Origin of the sequence: Actinacidiphila yanglinensis (assembly GCF_900107965.1) — a bacterium.
Taxonomy (GTDB): domain Bacteria; phylum Actinomycetota; class Actinomycetes; order Streptomycetales; family Streptomycetaceae; genus Actinacidiphila; species Actinacidiphila yanglinensis.
The window spans coordinates 166,668-186,417 of record NZ_FNVU01000001.1; the positions used below are offsets into that span (position 1 = coordinate 166,668).

Sequence of the window (19,750 nt, forward strand, 5' to 3'; positions counted from 1 at the left end):
AACGCCTTTCCGGATATGGGGAGGCATCACCTTAACCCGCCCCCCTCACCGCCCCCACCGCCCGGTCCCGCCCCTGGGTACGTGCGGGTCTTCCTCGTGGCCGGGACGTCACCCCCTCCGCACGGGCGCCGTCGGCGCGGCCTTGAGGAAGCGCAGGAACAGCGCGAGGTCCTTGCGCGTGGTGGTGAGCACCACCGCCGGGTTGTCGCTCTCGCGGAGCAGGACCGCGCCCCCCTGTGCGGTCAGCTCGACGCAGTCCCCGCCGTCCTGCGAGTACGTGGACTTCTGCCAAGCGAAGGACGCGGTCATGGAGTGGGGGCCCTTTCGGTATTCAGAGTTCGCGGGAGATGCCGTGGATGAAGTCGCGCGACCGGTTCCGGTCCAGTGCCACCGCCGTGAGGGTCTCGAACCGGGTGAGGTAGTTGGCCAGGTGGGTGGCCGCGTGCAGCAGCAGGACGCCGTGTGCGGAGTCGATCTGCACCGTGTCCAGTTGGGGGACGGTCCCGCCCGCGTAGAGCATCGCGTGGCTGGAACCGATGTATCCCTCGGAGGCGAAGGGGATGACCCGCACGCTTATCCGGGGCAGGTGGCTCAGCTCCTGGATGTAGTCCAGTTGCGCCTTGGCCACCTTGGCGCCGCCGAACCGCATCCGCAACGCCGCCTCGTGCACGAGCGCTTCGTAGGGTGGTGGAGCCTCGCGGTGCAGCAGGTTGGCGCGCTCCATCCGGTGCGCGACCCGCGCCTCCAACTCGTTGTCCGGCAGCGGCGGGATGGCGTAGCCGAAGACGGTCCTGGTGTACGCCTCGGTCTGGAGCAGGCCGGGGATGTGGCTGACCTGGAGCGGGCGCAGGTGGACCGCGTAGTGCTCCATCTCGGAGATGTCGAGCAGGCCGGCGGGCACCACCCCTCGGTACGCCTCCCACCAGCCCTTGCGCCCGTGCCCGTTGGCCATGGAGACGAGCGCGTCGATCAGTGCGGTGTCACCGCATTCGTAGAACGCGGCGAGACGCCGTAACCGCTCCTCGCTGACACCCAGTCGGCCCGCCTCGATATGACTGACCTTCGCGGGGTCGGTACCGAGCAGCCGCGCGGTGTCGCGCGCGGTGATCCCCGCGGCCTCCCGCATCTTTCTCAGCTCCGCGCCTAGGCGCTCCTGACGGGCGGTCGCGGTGCTTCTGAGCGGCATGGTGTCCCTTCTTGGTGCTGGTTCCGAGTGTGCCGTTCCGCTCTCGCGGGGTCCAGATCGTTTCTGGAAATCCGTGGCTAAGTAGGGACAATGTTGCAGTGGTGCACTATTGCTCCCATAACTCCTCGGTGAGGTTGCTTCTGCATAGTCAACTCCCTTGAGGAAGTCCTGTGTTGAGCGGGTGTGCAGGTAAGCGCGGATGTGGTGACACCCCTGTGACGCATCTGTTCAAGGCGGCGGGAGGGTCGGGCGGGGCTGCGCGTTCACGCTGAGCGAACACGGAGGGCGGTCGCGGGAGAACGCACGGTGGCCGCCGTATGTCATGTGATCCGTCCGTCCGACATATGCGTTCCGCATGCCGATGAGGTGACAACGGTGACTTCTCCCGATTCCGCTTGCGTGCCAATCTCGGTCCGTCACCGCGAAAAGGGGGGATCGATGGACAACCGCTACGAGGTCTTCTGCCTCGCCGACCGGCACTTCTACGAGAGCCTGGACCGGCTGTCCGCGACGAGGGGGCCCGGCAGCGGGGACGGGACCGGCGGCGCGGACGGGCAGCGGTACGGCGACGGGGCGGAGGCCGGCGACGCCGGCGGCCCGGACACCGCCGCGGTACCGCTCTTCGACACCGCGCGGCGCCCCGCCCCCGACGGCTGGCGCACCGTCCGCAGTGGCGACTGGCTGCACGTCGACCCGCCGGCCGGCACGCGCACCTACCCCGGGCAGGGCTGGAAGGTGCACGCCTCCGCGACGCTGGACAACGCCGACAAGATCGCGGCCAAGGTCTGGGACTACTGCGTGCCCCGGCACATCCCGTTCAAGTTCGTGCCGGGACCGCACCTGCTGCACCTGCGCAACTCCAAGTACGCCGGGCGCGACACCTCCGGAAAGTTCGTCACGATCTACCCGCCCGACGAGGGCCGGCTGCGCGTGGTGCTCGACGAGCTCGGCGCGCTGCTCGACGGCGAGCAGGGACCGTACATCCTCACCGACCTGCGCTGGGGGCAGGGCCCGCTCTACGTGCGCTACGGCGCCTTCGCCAAGCGCTACTGCGTCGGCGGGCGCGGCACGCTGGTGCCCGCGGTCGAGGACGGCGACGGGCAACTGGTGCCCGACGACCGGTCGCCGGCCTTCCACGTGCCCGGCTGGGTGACCCTGCCGGACTTCCTCGCCCCGCACCTGGCCGCACGCAACGCCACCACCGTCTCCGACCTGCCCTACCGCATCGAGAAGGCACTGCACTTCTCCAACGGCGGCGGCGTCTACGCCGGCACCGACACCCGCAGCGGCGAGAAGGTCGTGCTCAAGGAGGGCCGCCCGCACGCCGGGCTGGCGTCCGACGGAGCCGACGCCGTCACCCGGCTGCGCCGCGAACGCGACGCGCTGCGGCGGCTGTCCGGGCTCGGCGTCGCTCCCGAGATGCGCGACTGGTTCACCGTCGGCGACCACCGCTTCCTGGTGATGGACTTCGTCGAGGGCAAGCCGCTCAACTCCTACTTCGGGCACCGCCATCCGCTGCTGCGGCCCGACCCCGACCCGGCCGAGGTCGCGGACTACACCCGCTGGGCACTGCGCATCAACGCCGGGGTCGAGGAGGCGGTGGCCGCGGTGCACTCGCGCGGCCTGGTCTTCAACGACCTGCACATGTTCAACATCATGGTCGGGCCGGACGACGAGACGGTGTCCCTGCTGGACTTCGAGGCCGCCGCCCGCGCCACCGACAACGGCCGCCAGGCCGTGGCCCATCCGGGGTTCCTCGCGCCACCCGACCGCCGTGGCACCGCCGTCGACCACTACGCCCTCGCCTGCCTGCGGCTGGCCCTCTTCCTCCCGGTCACCACCCTGTTCGCCGTCGACCGCGCCAAGGCCGCGCACCTGGCGGAGGTGATCGCCCGGGAGTTCCCGGTACCGGAGACGTACCTGGAGGAGGCGGTGGCCGAGATCACCCGGACCGCAGGGGACACGGCTGCCGCCGGCGGGAGCAGCGGCAGGGCTTCGATCGGCCCGGTCGCGCCCGCGGTCGGGGGTGCGACCGGCGGCCCCGGCCTCAACGGCACGTCGCTGCACGCGGGTTCACCCTCGGACGACCTGCACGTGCAGGCAGCGGTGGCCGAACCCGCGCCCGGCGAGGGCGGATCCACCGGCGGTGCGCCCCCGGCCGCCGTGGTCGGCCTGCCCGCGGGCACCCGGCCGGGACCGCCGCGCCGGTACCTGCCCGCCGAGCCCCGCGACTGGCCCGCCGCCCGCGCCTCCATGGCCCAGGCGATCCTCGGCTCCGCCACCCCCGACCGCGAGGACCGCCTCTTCCCGGGCGACATCGCGCAGTTCTCCGACGGCGGCGGGCTGGGCCTGGCGCACGGCGCCGCGGGCGTGCTCCATGCGTTCGACCAGGTCGGCCTGCCCCGCTACGACGAGGGCGAGCAGTGGCTGCTGGAGCGCACCGCGAACCTGCCGAACGGCACCCCGCCGGGCCTGTACGACGGGGTCGCCGGCGTCGCGTACGTCCTGGACCGGCTCGGCCACACCGAGCGTGCCCTCGCCCTCGTCCACGGCCTGCTCGACGAGAACTGGCGGCGGCTGGCCTCCGACCTCACCGGCGGCCTCGCCGGGATCGCCCTGGTGCTGGACCACCTCGCCCAGGTCTCCGGCGAGACCGCCCTGCGCGAGCGGGCGTTGGAGGCCGCCGGGATCATCGCCGGACGGCTCGCCGCCGAGATCCAGCAGGTCCGGCAGAGCGAGGACGGCGGCCCCTCGGCCGGCGCCCCGCGCCGGGCCGGGCTGATGCGCGGCGCCACCGGCCCCGCCCTGCTCTTCCTGCGGCTGTACGAGCGCACCGGCGCCCCGGCGCTGCTCGAACACGCCGCCCGCGCGCTCACCCTCGACCTCGACTCCTGCACCATCACCGGCAGCGGAAGCCTCGAAGTGGACGAGCGCTGGCGCACCATGCCCTACGTGGGCGACGGCAGCGCGGGCATCGGCCTGGTGCTGGACGACCTGCTCGGCCTGGCCGGCACCGGCGACCTCGACGAGCCGTCCGTCGCCCGCTTCGAGCACGCCAGGACCGGTATCGTCCGGGCCGCCACCGCGCGGCTCTACGCGCAGCCCGGGCTGTTCGCTGGGCGCGCCGGGATGATCCTGCATCTGGCCCGCACCACCGCACCGGCCGTCCCCGACGGCGCGCTCCGCGCGCAGATCGACGCGCTCGGCTGGTACGGGATGGCCTACCGCGGCGACCTCGCCTTCCCCGGCAACCAGATGATGCGGCTGTCCATGGACCTCGGCACCGGAACGGCGGGCTGCCTGCTCGCCCTCGGCGCCGCGAACGCCGGCCAGGGCCCCACCCCCAGGCTGCCGTTCCTCCCCCCACCGCCCGCGTCCTGACCGCGGGCCCCACGAACCGGCTCCGGCACCGGCCCGAGCCGTGCACCACCCTGCCGAATTCCTCGGCGCCACCTATGAAAGGAACACCTGACATGGCACTTCTCGACCTGCAGGACATGGAGCCCATCGAGCACGGTCACGGCGGCGGCGAGCCGGCCAGCTCCCTGAGCCTGCTGAGCTGCGTCAGCTCGGTCAGCCTGCTGATCTGCCTGTGACGTCACGACGCTTCGGCCGGTGACCAAGCCCCGCCCCCCGCACCCGGGGGCGGGGCCCCGGCATGCCCGCCGCGGCACGGCTTCCGCACGACTCCCGTGCGATCCGTTCGCGATCCATCCTCGACGGCCGCGCGATTCCCGTGCGATCCAGCCTCGATCCGGCTTCGATCCGTCCTCGACTCCCGCACGACCGGGCCGCGATGCCCGTGTGCTCCCCGGGCGGACGGCGTCACCTCGGCTTCACCGCCCGCCCGCTTCACCGCCCGCACCCGTTCGCGCGCCGACCCCGGCGCACCGGAGGAGGAACGTATGGCCGACAGCGCCGCCGCGGCACCGCCCCGGGTGGTGCGGCCCGCGACGCGCGGCAGCCGGGCCGCGGTCGGCGCGGTCGGGCTGCTCGCGGGACTGTCCGTCGGGCTCGGCCTGGCACTGCCCGCGGTGCTCGGGCACGCGGTGGACCAGGTGCTGCGCGGTGACGGTGCCGGGCACTGGGTGTGGGGCTGCGCCGCCGTCGTCGCGGGCCAGGTGCTGGTCGGCGCGGCGAGCGACGTGCTCGCGGCGGTCTCCGGCGCCCGCGTCACCGCGGCGGTACGGCGCGGCGCGGTGCGCCACGTACTGGCCGCCCGGGTGCCGGGCGGCGGCGACCTGGTCACCCGGCTGGTCGGCAACGCGGCCGACGCGGGTGCCGTCCCCGGCGCCGCCGCCACACTGCCGGCCGCCGTCGGCGCCCCGGTCGGCGGCGTCATCGCCCTCTTCCTGACCGACCCCTGGCTGGCGGCCGCCTTCCTGCTCGGCGCACCGCCACTGGCGCTGCTCGTGCACCGCTTCGCCCGCGCCTCCTCCGACAGCGCCGCCCGCTACCAGGACGCCCAGGGCCGGATCGCCGCCCGGCTGGTCGAGGCGATCGGCGGCGCCCGCACCGTCGCCGCCGCGCGCACCGAGGAGCGCGAGGCCCGCCGCGTGCTGGGTCCGCTGCCCGAACTCAGCGCCCAGGGGCACCGCATGTGGCAGGTGCAGGGCCGCGCCACCGCGCAGGCGGCCGTCCTGGTACCGCTGCTCCAGATCCTCGTCCTCGCGATCGGCGGACTGCGGCTGGCCCAGGGCGCGTTGAGCGTAGGCGGGCTGCTCGCCGCGTCCCGCTACGCGTTGCTCGCCACGGGAATCGGCGCGGTGGTCGGCCAGTTGGGCGCCCTGGTACGCGGCCGGGCCGCCGCCCGCCGGATCGGCGAGGTCCTCGCGGTGCCCGCGCCCGCCCACGGCCGGGACCGGCTGCCGGAGGGCGGTCCCGGCACCCTCGAACTGCGCGGGGTCACCGTCGTACGCGGCGGCGAGACCGTACTGGACCGGCTCGACCTCACCGTGCCCGGCGGCACCTGCCTCGCCGTCGTCGGGCCGTCCGGCGCGGGCAAGTCGGTGCTGGCCGAACTCGCCGGGCGCCTCGCCGACCCCGATCAGGGCACCGTGCTGCTCGACGGCGCCCCGCTGGCCGCCCTCACCCGTGCCGAACTCCGCGACGCCGTCGGGTACGCCTTCGAACGCCCCGTGCTGCTCGGCGACACCCTCGCCGACGCGATCGCCTTCGGACCACGGGAGTTGACCACCGAGGCCGTCACCGACGCGGCGCGCGCGGCGGGCGCGGACGGCTTCCTCCGGCTGCTGCCCCGCGGCTACGCCACCCCGCGCGCCGCGGCCCCGCTGTCCGGCGGCGAGGTCCAACGCCTGGGATTGGCAAGGGCGTTCGCGCACGGCGGCCGGCTGCTCGTGCTCGACGACGCCACCTCCAGCCTCGACACCGTCACCGAACTGCACGTCGCCCACTCCCTGCTGCACGACCCGCGCGGGCGTACCCGCCTGCTCACCACCCACCGCGCCGGCACCGCCGCCCGCGCCGACCTGGTTGCCTGGCTCGACGCCGGCCGGCTGCGCGCTCTGGCCCCCCACCACACCCTCTGGCAGGACCCCGACTACCGCGCCCTGTTCGCCGCACCCGACGAGTCCGTGGGCGCCGCCGTCTCCGCGGTACCGGGAGCGCCACGCGGCCGGAGGGCCCCGGAACCGCCCGTCGACGTGGCTGACAAGGAGGGGAGTCGCCGTGGATGAGCAGGCGGCCGGGGTGCGGATGCGCGGGTACCTGCGGGAACGGGCCCGCGGGCTGGCGGTGCTCGCCGGCTGGTCGGCACTGGAGTCGGGCCAGACGTTCCTGGTGGGCTACGCGGTCGCGAAGGCCCTGGACGACGGCTTCCTGCGCGGCCGGGACGCGACCGGGCTGGGGTGGCTCGCGCTCGCGGCCGTCGCGGTGCCGCTCGGCGCCTACGGCACCGCCCGCGTCTTCCGCGGACTCGCCGTCCTGGTGGAACCGCTGCGGGACATCCTCGTGGAGCGCGTGGTGCGCGGCGGGCTGCGGGCCGCTGTCCGCGGGCGCCGGTCGGGCGACGGCGCGGTGGTCTCCCGGCTGACCCACCAGGTGGAGATCGCCCGGGACACCTTCGGCGGCCTCGTCCTGGTGCTGCGCTCCTTCGTCTTCACCGCGGCCGGCGCGCTCGCCGGGATGTGCGTGCTCGCCCCGCTGCTGCTGCTGATCGTCCTGCCGCCGCTGGCGGTGGGCATCGCGCTGTTCGCGGCGGGCCTGCGCCCGCTCGCCCGCCGCCAGCACGCCTACCTCGCCGCCGACGAGGCGCTCGCCGAGGAGTGCGGCGCGCTCGCCGGCGGGTTGCGCGACATCACCGCGTGCGGCGCCGAGCCGCTGATGGCGGCCCGCGCCGACGCCCGCACCGACACCGCCCTCCGGACCGCCCGCGCCCTCGCGCGGTGGGGGGTGCTGCGCGCCGCCGCCCTCGCGATCGGCGGCCAACTTCCGATCGTCCTGCTTCTGTTGACGGCGCCCTGGCTGATCCGCACGCACCGCCTCACCCCGGGCGACCTGCTGGGCGCGCTCACCTACCTGACCCAGTCGCTGCAACCGGCCCTGCAGAACCTCGTCCACATCCTGGGCGCCGCCGGCACCCGGCTGGGCGTGGTCCTCCGGCGGATCGGCGGCGAGGGCGACCCGCCCGACCCGGCGGCCGCGGCGGAGCATCCGGCCGGGCCGGGCCGGGCGCTGCACTTCCACGATGTGACCTTCGGCTATGGCGCGGGCGCCGAACCGGTGCTGAAGGAGCTGGAGTTGGCGGTGCGTACGGGCGAGCACCTCGCGGTGGTCGGCCCGAGCGGCATCGGCAAGTCCACTCTGGCCGCCCTGGCCGCGGGGCTGCTGCGACCGGACCGTGGCGAGGTACGGACCGCCGGCCGCCCCGCGCTCGTCCCGCAGGAGGCGTACGTCCTGACCGGGACGGTCCGGGAGAACCTCGGGTACCTGCGGGGCGGGGGCGGCGCGGAACCGTCGGGCGGCGCGGGCGTCTCGGGCCGCGCGGACGACTCGCGCGGCGCGGCGGAAGCAGCGGGAAGCGGCGGGCCGGAGGGCGCGGACCCGGGATCCTGGGGTGGGCCGGAGGAACCCGGGGCGCCGCAGGACGCCGAACTGCTCGCCGCTGCCGACGTGGTGGGCGCGGGACCTCTGGTGGCCACGCTCGGCGGGCTCGACGCGGAGGTGGACCCGGCCCGGCTGTCCGCGGGGGAGCGGCAGTTGCTCGCCCTGGCCCGAACGTACCTGTCCCCGGCCGGACTTGTGGTGCTGGACGAGGCGACCTGCCACCTCGACCCGGCCGCCGAGGCGGTCGCCGAGGAGGCGTTCGCCCGGCGCCCGGGCGGGACCCTGGTGGTGATCGCGCACCGGATCAGTTCGGCGCGCCGGGCCGGCCGGGTCCTCGTGCTGGACGGCACGCACGCGGTGTGCGGCACGCACGAGGACCTGCCGGCCCGTTCCGCCCTCTACCGGGACCTGGTGGGCGGCTGGTCCGCCGCCGACAGTGCCGGCTGTGCCGACGGCGTCGACACCGCCGGCGCGGCCGGCGTGAGCGGGTCAGACCCAGCCGGCGACCTGCGAGATGCGGATCGCGTCCACCCGGTTGCGGGCCCCCGTCTTCCGGGTGATCGCGGCGAGGTAGTTGCGCACGGTGCCGTCGGACAGATGCAGCCGGCGGGCGATCTCGGTGACCGGGGCGCCCTCGGCGCTCAATGACAGCACGCTCAACTCGCGCCTGGTCAGCGGCATCTCCGCCGCCTGCAGGAACTCCACGGCGAGCGACTCGTCGACGAACCGTTTCCCCTGCGCCGCCTGCCGCACCGCGGTGGGCAGCCGGTCGGCGGAGCGGTCCTTGTTGACGAAGCCGAGGGCGTGCGCCTCGTGCGCGCGGCGCAGGTTTCCCGGCCGCCCCGCGCCGGTGAGCACCACCAGCGCGCAGCGGGGGCGCGCCGGTCCGCCGACGGCGGTGGCGGAGGTGGTGGCCAGGCCGAGGGCGGCCGCCGCGCTGCCGGCCGTGGGGCGCGCGACGCCCCGGCCCGGACCGGCGTCGCCGGGCCGGGCGCGGCCGGCGTCGGCGGACCGGCGGCTGCCGGCTCCGGTCGCCGGGCGTCCCGGTCTGCCCGGCGCGACGCCGAGCGGGCCCCCCGACCCGCCGACGTGCTGCCGCCAGCCCGTACAGTCCGCGTCGACCACGCAGACGTCCGGCCGTAAGTCCCGTGCGGACTCGGCGAGGCGGGGCCACGCCGTGTCCGTCACCTCGAAGTCGGCCTCCCGGCCCAGCAGAGCCGCCAGTGCGGAGCGCAGCAGGCAGGTGTCATGGGCCACAAGTACACGTATCACCGGGAATCCCCTCGCATGGTCGCCGTCGCGCGCGCCCCGATCCCCTGCGGGCGATATCCGCGACCCCCCGGGACGCACGCGAACCCATTCATACCCGGCGGATCACTTCCGGCGGATGAACTTCACGCCTTGCCGGGTGCACAGATGGAGCGGTGGGAGCCGCCGGGGGCGCGCGGTCTCCGTCCGCACGCCCTCCTATGGAAGTAATGCACCGTAGTGAGGAGGTCACCGAATGTAGTGGTGTGGTAGAGGTGAAACGCGGGTCGCGGGGGGCGATCGGCGCGAGCCGCGCCGCTCCGTCCCCCGGCCTCGATGCGCTCTCCGCCGGTGCGGCCGCGGTCAGTTCGGCCGATCCGCCGTGTCCAGGAGGCCGCACACCGTGCGGATGTCCTCGGTCACCTCGGTGACGGAGGCGCGCCCCGAGATCCAGCCGACCAGGGCGGCGTGCCAGGTGTGCTCGATCACCCGGACGGCCGAGAGCGGCGCGGCCGGGAGCTCCGCGCCCGACGGTGCGCCGGCTGCGGTCCGCCCGGATATGCCCGCCGCCCGCGCGGGGCGGCCCATCGCCTCCACGATGATCGTGGTGGTCAGCCGGGACGCCGTGTCGACCTGGGCGCGCACCGAGCGGTCGGCGAAGATCATCGCCCGGAACATCGCGTCGGCGAGCAGCGGCTCGCGCTGGAGCGCGCGGAAGGCGCGCAGCAGGGTGTCGGCGACCCGGGCGCCCGGGGCGGGGGCGGTCGGCGGGCGGCTGCGCAGCGCGGACTGCAACTGCCCGAGCTGGTCCTCCATCACGGCCACCAGCAGGTGGATCTTCGACGGGAAGTAGCGGTAGAGGGTGCCGAGGGCGACCTCGGACAGCTCGGCGACCTCCCGCATCTGCACCGCGTCGAAGCCGCCCCCGCAGGCCAGCTCGGTGCTGGCGGCGAGGATCCGGTTGCGCCGGGCCTCCTGTCGCGCGGTCAGCGCCGGGGCGGGGGGTTTGGGGTGTGCGCTCATCCGTACTGTCCTCTGCCGTGCCTCTGACGTGCCGTGCGGGTCCGTCGTGCCCCGGTCTGCGTGCCGCGCGCCCCGGCGCGTGGTGTGTGCATGATGGCAGCCGGATGCGGGGGTGCGAACCCGCCCCCTGTACCATCCAGTCTGAAACTTGTTCTAGATTAGCGCGACCGGTTACGCTCCGGCCCAATCGCAGCGAGAAGGGAGCCGGAGTGACCTCTCAGGCCGGGCCACTGCGGATCGCGCTGCTCAGCTACAAGGGCAATCCGTTCTGCGGCGGCCAGGGTGTGTACGTCAGGCACCTGTCCCGCGAGCTGGCCGCGCTCGGCCACAGCGTCGAGGTGATCGGCGCGCAGCCCTACCCGGTGCTGGACGCGCTCGGCGAGGGCGTCACCCTCACCGAACTGCCCAGCCTGGACCTGTACCGGCAGCCCGACCCGTTCCGCACCCCGCGGCTGGCGGAGTACCGCGACTGGGTCGACGCGCTGGAGGTCGGCACCATGTGGACCGGCGGCTTTCCCGAGCCGCTGACGTTCAGCCTGCGCGCGCGACGCCATCTGGCCGCCCGCCGCGCCGACTTCGACGTCGTGCACGACAACCAGACCCTCGGCTACGGCCTGCTCGGCCTCGGCATGCCGCTGGTCACCACCATCCACCACCCCATCACCGTCGACCGCCGCCTCGAACTGGAGGCTGCGAACGGTCGCGGCAAGCGGATGTCGGTGCGCCGCTGGTACGGCTTCACCCGCATGCAGAAGCGGGTGGCCCGGCGGCTGCCGTCGGTGCTCACCGTCTCCGGCTCCTCCCGCCGGGAGATCGTCGCCGACCTGGGGGTGCGACCCGAGCGGGTGCACACCGTGCCGATCGGCGCCGACGCCCGGCTGTTCGCGCCCGACCCGTCGGTGCCCGAGGTGCCCGGGCGGATCGTCACCACCTCCAGTGCGGACGTGCCGCTCAAGGGCCTGGTCTTCCTCGTCGAGGCACTGGCCAAGGTCCGCGCGCAGCGGCCCGACGCGCACCTCGTGGTGGTCGGCAAGCGGTCCGAACAGGGCCCGGTCGCCCGCGCGATCGCCGACTTCGGGCTGGACGGCGCGGTCGAGTTCGTCAAGGGCATCAGCGACGCCGAACTCGTCGACCTGATCCGCGGCGCCGAAGTGGCCTGCGTCCCGTCGCTGTACGAGGGCTTCTCGCTGCCCGCCGCCGAGGCGATGGCCACCGGCACCCCGCTGGTGGCCACCACCGGGGGAGCGATACCGGAAGTGGCCGGCCCCGACAACGAGACCTGCCTCGCGGTGCCGCCCGGGGACCCCGGTGCGCTCGCCGCCGCGCTCGAACGCCTGCTGGAGGACCGGGAGTTGCGCGCCCGCCTCGGGGCCGCCGGGCGTGCCCGGGTGCTGGCCCGCTTCACCTGGACCCGCGCGGCCGAGGCCACCGCCGAGCTGTACCGCGCGGCGATCGCCGCGCACCCGGGGCCGGTACCGGTGCCACCGGCGGGCACGGACGCGAGCGGCCCGGCCGCCCGCCCGTACGACGGCGCACCCGCCGAGCCCCGGGGGGACGACCGCCCCAAGACCGCACATCCGGGAGACCCCGTGGGGAGCAATCGCTGATGCTGACCGTCGACTTCACCCGTTTCCCGCTCGCCGCGGGCGACCGCGTCCTGGACCTCGGATGCGGGGCCGGGCGGCACGCCTTCGAGTGCTACCGGCGCGGCGCGCAGGTCGTCGCGCTGGACCGCAACGGCGAGGAGATCCGCGAGGTCGCCAAGTGGTTCGCGGCGATGCGGGAGGCCGGAGAGGCCCCGGCGGGCGCGTCGGCGCTGGCGATGGAGGGCGACGCACTCCAACTCCCGTTCCCCGACGAGAGCTTCGACGTGGTGATCATCTCCGAGGTGATGGAGCACATCCCCGACGACAAGGGCGTGCTCGCGGAGATGGTCCGGGTGCTGCGGCCCGGCGGGCGGATCGCGGTCACCGTGCCGCGCTACGGCCCGGAGAAGATCTGCTGGGCGCTGTCCGATGCCTACCACGAGGTCGAGGGCGGCCACATCCGCATCTACAAGGGCGACCAGCTGCTCGAACGGATGCGGGAGGCGGGCCTGAAGCCGTACGGCACCCACCACGCGCACGGCCTGCACGCGCCGTACTGGTGGATCAAGTGCGCGGTCGGCGTCGACAACGACCAGGCGCTGCCGGTGAAGCTGTACCACAAGCTGCTGGTCTGGGACATCATGAAGAAGCCGCTGGCCACCCGGGTCGCCGAGCAGGTGCTCAACCCGGTGGTCGGCAAGAGCTTCGTGGCGTACGCGACCAAGCCGCGGCTGCCCGAGCAGGCGGTAAGGGTCGACCGCTCCGCCGACGGGGACGGCCAACACGGCAACGGGACGGCCGAGTTCGCCGCGGACCGCGCCAAGTGACCTCGCCCAGCCGCGGGCAGGGCCGCCGCACCGAGCGCCTGGTGCTGCCCGGGGTGCTCACCGCCGAGCAGGCCGAGCAGACCGTCGCCGCGCTGGCCGCCGTCCAGCGGTCCGACGGGGCGATCCCGTGGTTCCGCGGCCACCACCTCGACCCGTGGGACCACACCGAGGCCGCGATGGCCCTGGACGCGGCAGGCGAACACGACCGCGCGGAGGCCGCGTACGACTGGCTGGCCCGGCACCAGAACCCCGACGGGTCCTGGTACGCCGCGTACCACGACGGCAACCCCGACCACCCCACCGACCTCGGCCGCGAGTCCAACTTCTGCGCGTACGTCGCTGTCGGCGCCTGGCACCACTACCTCGCCACCGGCGACGACGCCTTCATCGACCGGGTCTGGCCGACGGTGTACGCGGCCGTCGAGTTCGTCCTCGCGCTCCAGCAGCCCGGCGGCCAGATCGGCTGGAAGCGCGACGCGGACGGCACCGCCGTGAACGACGCGCTGCTCACCGGCTGTTCCTCCATCCACCAGGCGCTGCGCTGCGCCCTGGCCATCGCCGAGCACCGCGAGGAGCCCCAGCCGGACTGGGAGTTGGCGGCCGGCGCGCTCGGCCACGCGGTCCACCGTCACCCCGAGCGCTTCCTCGACAAGTCCCGCTACTCCATGGACTGGTACTACCCGGTGCTCACCGGCGCCCTGCGCGGCCCCGACGCGCTCGCCCGGATCGAGGCCGACTGGTCCCGCTTCGTGGTGCCCGGGCTCGGCGTCCGCTGCGTCGACCCCAACCCTTGGGTCACCGGCGGCGAGTCCGCCGAACTGGCCCTCGCGCTCTGGGCGATCGGCCAGTCCGACCGGGCGATCCGGGTCCTCACCGACATCCAGCACCTGCGTGCCGAGGACGGTCTCTACTGGACCGGCTACGTCTTCGCCGACCGCGCCGTGTGGCCCGCCGAGCGCACCACCTGGACCGCCGCCGCCCTCCTCCTCGCGGTCGCCGCCCTGTGCGGGGACACCGCCACCACCACCGTCTTCGCCACCGACGACCTTCCCGCGACCCTCGCGCCCTCCTGCTGCTGACCTTCGCGGCGCCCTGCGCGCCACCCCATGGGACCCTGTGCGGATGCCGAACCCGCCGCGCCGGTCCGCCGTTCCCGCCTCGCTCGCCCTGGCCGGGACCGCGATCGCGGCCTCCTCGCTGATCACCGGCTGCTCGCAGTCCCGGCTCCACGGCTGCGCGGGCACGTCGTTGTCGGTACGGAACACGCACGTCGCCCGACTCGCCGGCGACCTCCCGCTGTCGGCCACCCTCACCGCGCGCGGCAGGCCGGTCGCCGGCCAGCGGGTCAACTTCCGGCTGTACTACCGGCGTACGGGCGAGCCGCCCGGTGCCGGGGTCTTCGCGGGCACCAAGCCCACCGGCACGGACGGGGTGGCGCGGCTGACCCTCGTCGGCGGCCCGGCCGGCGCGCTGCTCCCGGGCGCGACACCCACGGGCTTCGGTGCGCAGAAGCCCCGGCGCAAGGACTACTGCGCCGCGAGCGGCAAGGCGAAGCTCCTGTGCGGCGCGACGGCCGCCGCCTGCTCGCCGGCCCGCAAACCCACGTCCTGACCGGCCGGCCGGCAGGCTCTAGGCTTGGCGCATGAGCGACGCGAACGGTGAGCAGCAGGCGAAGCCCGTGCGCGTGCTGCTCGCCGAGGACCAGGGGATGATGCGGGGGGCACTGGCCCTGCTGCTGGACCTGGAGGACGACATCGAGGTCGTCGCGCAGGTCGCGGCGGGCGACCGGATCGTGGCGGAGGCGCTGGACGCGCGGCCCGACATCGCCCTGCTCGACATCGAGTTGCCCGGGCGCAGCGGGCTGGACGCGGCGGCGGACCTGCGGGAGGAGCTGCCGTCCTGCAAGGTGCTGATCCTCACGACGTTCGGGCGGCCCGGGTACCTGCGGCGGGCGATGGAGGCGGGCGCGGCGGGGTTTCTCGTGAAGGACGGGCCGGTCGAGCAACTCGCCGACGCGATACGGCGCGTGCTGAGGGGGGAGCGGGTGATCGATCCCGCGCTGGCCGCTGCCGCGCTCAGTGCGGGGCCGAGTCCCCTCACCCCGCGCGAGCAGGACGTCCTCAACGCCGCGGCGGACGGGGCGACCGTCGCGGACATCGCCCGGCGGGTGTTCCTGTCCGAGTCCACCGTCCGGAACTACCTCTCCGCGGCGATCGGGAAGACGGGGACGCGGAACCGTATCGAAGCGGTGCGCTGCGCGCGGCAGAACGGGTGGTTGTAGCTCCGCTCGGGTGGGCGGGTCCGTCCGGGGTGCCCCGCGCTGTCGGTTCCCGGACCACCTGCTGGTGCAGGGTTGGTGGGTGCCCAACTCCCGTTGCCGGGCTGCCCTTGCGGGCGACGGTACCCAACAGGGGCGCGGGGAACTGCGCGGCCGGCCACGATGGTGCAGTCGGGGGTCCGCGGGCCCAGCCCCCGCGGTGGTGGTGCCGGATCACCTGCCGGTGGCCGGTTGCTCGCGCAGTTCCTCGCGCCCCTTCGGGGCGCCCAGCTTCCGCGAGGGCGACCTGGCAACGGGTGTTGGGTGCGCCAGACCCTTTGGCGAGGGCGCCGTTACTTCGTGAGGGCGTCCTGGAGAGGGGGAGTGGGGCGCGGGAGGAGGGAGATGAGGCAGGTGCCGACGCAGAGGAAGGCCGCCCCGGTGAGGAAAGCGAGAGCGTAGCCCGCGGTGAGGGCGTGCGCGGCGTCCGCGCCATGGGCGGCGCGGGAGGAGACCCGGTCGGCCGCGGTCGTCGCGAGAATGGTGAGGCCGAGCGCGCCGCCGAGCTGCCGTGAGGTGTTGAGCAGCCCGGACACCACCCCTTGCTCGCTCATCGACACCCCGGACGTCGCCGCCGCGGAGATCGGCGTCATCAGCAGCCCCGCGCCGAACATGGTGAGGATGCCCGGCCCGAGGATGGTCCCGGCGAAGCCGCCGTGCACGGTCAGCGTGCTCTGCCAGGCGAGTCCAGCCGTGGCCAGGACCCCGCCGGTGGCGCCGACCAGCCGGGCGTCGAACCTCGCCATCAGCCGCGGCGCCAGCTTGGAGCCGATGATGATGGACACGGTGTGCGGCAGGAAGGACACCCCGGCGCGTACCGGGCTGTAGTGCAGCACATTCTGCATGTAGAGGGACAGGAAGTACCACGTCGCGAAGGTCGCCGCGCCGCACCCGAGCAGCACGGTGTTGGCCGCGGACACCGACCGGACCCGGAACAGCCGCAGCGGCATGAGCGGTGCCGCCGTCCGCGCCTCCACCAGCGTGAACACCGCGAGCACCACCGCGCCCCCGATCAGCGGCAGCAGCGAGTCCACCGACGTCCAGCCGTGCGTCTCGCTCTGGGCGATGCCGTACGCCAGCCCGGCCACGCCCACGGTGACCAGGACCGCGCCCGGCACGTCCAGCCGGCGGGCCCGCTCGGCGCGGCCCTCGGTCAGGCACAGTGCCGCGACCACCAGCACCAGCGCGCCGACCGGCACGTTGACCAGCAGGACCCAGCGCCAGGACAGGTAGTTGGTGAGCAGCCCGCCGACCAGGCCGCCGGCCGCCCCGCCGCCCGCGCCGACCGCCGTCCACGTGCCGATCGCCCGGGTCCGTTCCGAGCCCTCGGGGAAGGACGTGGTGAGGATGGACAGCGTGGTCGGGGCGAGCACCGCCGAGCCGAGGCCCTGCACCGCGCGGGCGGTGATCAGCATCCAGGCGTCCTGGGCGAGCCCGCCGGCCAGGCTCGCCGCCGTGAACAGGCCCAGTCCGACCAGGAAGGTGCGTTTGCGGCCGAAGAGGTCGGCGGCCCGGCCGCCCAGCAGCAGGAACCCGGCGAACGTCAGGGCGTACGCGTTCACCACCCACTGCTGGCCGCTGTCGCTGAGGTCCAGTGCCTTGCGCATCGAGGGCAGGGCCACGTTCACCACGGACACGTCGAGCACGACCAGGAACTGGCCCGCGCAGACCGCCGCGAGCACCGCCCAGGCGGGAGCTGGGGTACGGCGGGTGCGGGAGGCGGGCGCGCGCCGCCCCAGGAGTTCGCTCATACGACCATCCTCCCGGGTCGGCCACGACCGGTCATCGGGATTTCGACCTACCCGGGACCTACGTCTGCGGTCCGGTTCCTTACCTGTGCGCCGGCGCACGGCGTGGAACCCCGTTCACCACCCGTTTCACCGCCCGATTCACGGCCCGTTACGGAAGCCGGTTCCGGAAACGGTGCCGTCCGCGGCGCCGACCGGAGCGGGGAAATCCCGGTCGGGGAAAGTCGCTTGCCCTTCTCGGCCGTGTTCTCGCATAACCTGATAACGCCTAAACCGGATCGGCCAAGGAACGCGGATCGCTTTATCGTACGTGCCCGACGGGCGGAGCCGCTTCGCCGGAAACGTCGCCCGAACGAGCGACTTCCGGTCGGGAATGGCAGAGGTCAGGGGCCTGGAGACCATCATGTACGCTGGCCCACGCCGAAGTTCGGAAGAGCGCGGCGCAGGGTCGACCACTGATCGGCAATACGAGGGATCGGCTGGGAACCCTTATGCGAATACGGGCCTCGACGCGCGTGCTCCGTCCACACTTTCCTGTACGGGCGGCTGATTTCGCCCGCGAATGCACGGGGGCGGCGCGGGCCGGTCTTTTCCCGCCGGCAACCCGCCCACCGCGCCGGCCGGTCAGCTTTGAGGCGCCGCGCGGGCCCGCACCGCGCATTCCGCTTCCCGCACTCCTCGCCGTGCCCCCCACCGATCACGAGGACCGTTAGATGCCAGACCCCTCCCCCGGATCCCCCGGATCTCCCGGAAACCGGCCGAACGGCAATCGGCCGACCGGCAGCCGGCTGACCGGCAGACACGCGCTCCCGGCGACCTCCGCCCTCGCCCTCGGGGCGGTCGTCGCCTGCGGGCTGGCCTGCGCCGGGCTCGCCGTGGGCGCCCCGCAGGAGGCCCGCACGTGGGTGCAGGCCGTCGCGGTGGCCTACGGCGTGCTGCTCGTCGCGGCCGTCACGTGGGCCGGGACCGAGGCGCGCCGCGGCCGGGCGGCGCTCGCGCGGGCGGCCGCCGCCGACGCCCGGACCGTCGAACTGCGCCGCAGGGTCGTCCAGTCGGAGGCGTACACCGAGAGCCACCAGCGGCGGATGGCGCAGATGGCCGCCGAGGTGGACGCGGCCGGCGCCGAACTGGCCGCGGCGCGCGCCGAGTCGGACCGGCTGCGGGAGCGGATGGAGGAACTGGCCACCGACGCGACCCGGTTGGTGGAGCAGGCGATCCCGGAGATGGTCGACCGGCTCGGCGCGGGGGCGACGGCGGGTACGGCACTGGCCGCCGCGCCCGCGCTCAGCGACGCCCGGCACCGGCGGATCCTGGAGGTCTTCACCGGCGAGCTGTCCAACGGCGCGCGGCTGCGCGCGGCCACCCTCGCGGCCTGTGCCAACGCCGCGGGCCGCGTCCAGGCGCTGACCACGACGATGATGGCCGACCTGCGCGAGATGGAGAACCGTTACGACGAGGAGGTTCTCGGCGATCTGCTCCGGCTGGACCACGCCACCGCGCAGACCGGGCGGCTGGCGGACAGCATCGCGGTGCTCACCGGCGGCCGGTCCGGGCGGCGCTGGACCAAGCCCATCGTGATGGAGAGCATCCTGCGCGGCGCGATCGGCCGGATCAGCGCCTACCAGCGGGTGCGGCTGCACTCGACGAGCACCGCGGCCGTCGTCGGGCACGCCGCCGAAGGTGTCATGCACGCCCTCGCCGAACTCGTCGACAACGCCACCCGGTTCTCGCCGCCGACCGAGACGGTGCACCTCTACGTCGAGGAGCTGACCACCGGCGTGGTGATCACCGTCGAGGACGCCGGGCTGGTGATGAGCCCGCCCGCGCTGCGCCGCGCGCAGCACGCCGTCTCGCACGACCCGCTGCGCCTCGGCACCCTGTCCGGTACCCGGCTCGGTCTCGCGGTCGTCGGCGGTGTCGCCGGGAAGTACGGCCTGACCGTCAACTTCCGCCCGTCCTCCCGCGGCGGGACCGGAGTGCTGCTGCTCATCCCGCAGCACCTGATCACGCGGCCGCCCGCGCGGGTGCGCGAGTCCGGCGAGGAGCGGGAGCCCGGGCACCGGCGGGGGCCGGAGCGCGGCGGGTCGCGGGCGGAGGAGCGGGATCCGGCCGCCGAACCCGCCATCGGGCCGCGGGGGTTGCCGATGCGGCAGGGCGCGCACGCCGCTCGCCCCGCGCGGGCCGTCCCCACACCGTCCGTCTCCGCGCGAGCCGTCCCCGCGCACGCCGCCCCGGCCGACCTGCGGGCGCCCGAACTCCCCGCCGACCTGCGGGCGCCCGAACTCCCCGCCGACCTGCGGGCGCCCGAACTCCCCGCCGGCCTGCGGGCGCCGGCCGCGCGGGCATCCGGCGACGCGGTGGCCGGAGGCACATCCCGCCCCGCGGGCACGCCCGTTGACGCATCCGCACCCGAACAGCAGGCGGGGGAGGACGTGTTCGTGCTGCCCAAGCGGGTGCGCGGCCGCACCCTCGCCGAGGCCGACCACCCGATGCCGTCGCAGGCCGCGGCACCCGCCGCCCGGCCGGCCACCGGCAACATGGGCGCCCGCTTCGGCGCGTTCGTCGCCGCGGGCAAACGGCAGCGGGAGCAGGCCGGCCGGACCGCGGAGAGCGGACCGGCCGCCGGACCCGTACCGCCCGCACCACCGCAGGACGACGCCCCTTCGCCGTAGCGACGTCGCCCGCGCGGCGCCGTATCCGTCAGGACAACAGATTGGAGGAGGGGGCCCGTGGTCCGGAGCAGTGCCGGA

General features: G+C 74.6%; 14 protein-coding genes and 1 pseudogene. 10 read left to right on the forward strand and 5 right to left on the reverse strand.

Annotated elements, in window-relative coordinates:
* Nucleotides 1–108: 108 nt before the first annotated feature.
* Both C4U44_RS00750 and C4U44_RS00755 read right to left on the reverse strand, forming a co-directional pair.
* Nucleotides 109–309, reverse strand: a complete 201-nt coding sequence (locus C4U44_RS00750) for a DUF397 domain-containing protein (protein ID WP_103883584.1) — start codon at nucleotides 307–309, stop codon at nucleotides 109–111.
* A gap of 22 nt (nucleotides 310–331) precedes the next feature.
* Complete coding sequence (locus C4U44_RS00755; protein ID WP_103883585.1) at nucleotides 332–1,186, reverse strand: helix-turn-helix domain-containing protein; 855 nt, start codon at nucleotides 1,184–1,186, stop codon at nucleotides 332–334.
* 438 nt (nucleotides 1,187–1,624) lie between these two features.
* On the opposite strand from C4U44_RS00755, the gene lanKC reads away from it, so the two are divergent.
* From lanKC to C4U44_RS00775, 4 genes and pseudogenes are all read left to right on the forward strand, one after another.
* Nucleotides 1,625–4,567, forward strand: a complete 2,943-nt coding sequence (gene lanKC, locus C4U44_RS00760) for a class III lanthionine synthetase LanKC (RefSeq protein ID WP_103883586.1) — start codon at nucleotides 1,625–1,627, stop codon at nucleotides 4,565–4,567.
* 92 nt (nucleotides 4,568–4,659) lie between these two features.
* Nucleotides 4,660–4,782: a SapB/AmfS family lanthipeptide gene (locus C4U44_RS00765; RefSeq protein ID WP_160144957.1), complete on the forward strand. Its 123-nt coding sequence runs from the start codon at nucleotides 4,660–4,662 to the stop codon at nucleotides 4,780–4,782.
* Nucleotides 4,783–5,091: 309 nt separating this feature from the next.
* Complete coding sequence (locus C4U44_RS00770) at nucleotides 5,092–6,882, forward strand: ABC transporter ATP-binding protein (RefSeq protein ID WP_103883588.1); 1,791 nt, start codon at nucleotides 5,092–5,094, stop codon at nucleotides 6,880–6,882.
* Nucleotides 6,883–6,901: 19 nt separating this feature from the next.
* Nucleotides 6,902–8,455: pseudogene (locus tag C4U44_RS00775) on the forward strand (ATP-binding cassette domain-containing protein); the annotation flags it as partial.
* A gap of 285 nt (nucleotides 8,456–8,740) precedes the next feature.
* Here the strand turns inward: C4U44_RS00775 and C4U44_RS00780 are convergent.
* Nucleotides 8,741–9,523 carry a helix-turn-helix transcriptional regulator gene (locus C4U44_RS00780; RefSeq protein ID WP_103883589.1) on the reverse strand — a complete coding sequence of 261 codons (783 nt, stop codon included), beginning with the start codon at nucleotides 9,521–9,523 and terminating at the stop codon, nucleotides 8,741–8,743.
* Between the two features lie 339 nt (nucleotides 9,524–9,862).
* Nucleotides 9,863–10,522 (reverse strand): TetR family transcriptional regulator, encoded by a 660-nt coding sequence (locus C4U44_RS00785; RefSeq protein WP_103883590.1) that lies wholly within the window; start codon nucleotides 10,520–10,522, stop codon nucleotides 9,863–9,865.
* 209 nt (nucleotides 10,523–10,731) lie between these two features.
* Here C4U44_RS00785 and C4U44_RS00790 point away from each other — a divergent pair, with 209 nt between their 5' ends.
* Genes C4U44_RS00790 through C4U44_RS00810 form a run of 5 tightly spaced genes read left to right on the forward strand, consistent with a single transcriptional unit; the run spans nucleotide 10,732 to nucleotide 15,216 of the window.
* Complete coding sequence (locus tag C4U44_RS00790) at nucleotides 10,732–12,129, forward strand: glycosyltransferase family 4 protein (RefSeq protein ID WP_235031707.1); 1,398 nt, start codon at nucleotides 10,732–10,734, stop codon at nucleotides 12,127–12,129.
* Nucleotides 12,129–12,935, forward strand: a complete 807-nt coding sequence (locus C4U44_RS00795; protein ID WP_235031708.1) for a class I SAM-dependent methyltransferase — start codon at nucleotides 12,129–12,131, stop codon at nucleotides 12,933–12,935. The genes C4U44_RS00790 and C4U44_RS00795 overlap by 1 nt, the downstream gene beginning before the upstream one ends.
* Entirely contained in the window at nucleotides 12,932–14,014 is a 1,083-nt protein-coding gene (locus C4U44_RS00800) for a prenyltransferase/squalene oxidase repeat-containing protein (RefSeq protein WP_103883592.1), read from the forward strand. The genes C4U44_RS00795 and C4U44_RS00800 overlap by 4 nt, the downstream gene beginning before the upstream one ends.
* Nucleotides 14,015–14,057: 43 nt before the next feature.
* Nucleotides 14,058–14,546: an Ig-like domain-containing protein gene (locus C4U44_RS00805; RefSeq protein ID WP_103883593.1), complete on the forward strand. Its 489-nt coding sequence runs from the start codon at nucleotides 14,058–14,060 to the stop codon at nucleotides 14,544–14,546.
* Between the two features lie 31 nt (nucleotides 14,547–14,577).
* Nucleotides 14,578–15,216, forward strand: coding sequence for a response regulator transcription factor (locus tag C4U44_RS00810; RefSeq protein ID WP_103883594.1), 639 nt, complete (start codon nucleotides 14,578–14,580; stop codon nucleotides 15,214–15,216).
* A 329-nt stretch (nucleotides 15,217–15,545) separates the two neighbouring features.
* Here C4U44_RS00810 and C4U44_RS00815 read toward each other — a convergent pair whose 3' ends face one another.
* Complete coding sequence (locus C4U44_RS00815; RefSeq protein WP_103883595.1) at nucleotides 15,546–17,003, reverse strand: MFS transporter; 1,458 nt, start codon at nucleotides 17,001–17,003, stop codon at nucleotides 15,546–15,548.
* Between the two features lie 710 nt (nucleotides 17,004–17,713).
* Between C4U44_RS00815 and C4U44_RS00820 the strand changes: the two genes are divergently transcribed.
* Nucleotides 17,714–19,672, forward strand: a complete 1,959-nt coding sequence (locus C4U44_RS00820; RefSeq protein WP_235031709.1) for a sensor histidine kinase — start codon at nucleotides 17,714–17,716, stop codon at nucleotides 19,670–19,672.
* Nucleotides 19,673–19,750: the final 78 nt, after the last annotated feature.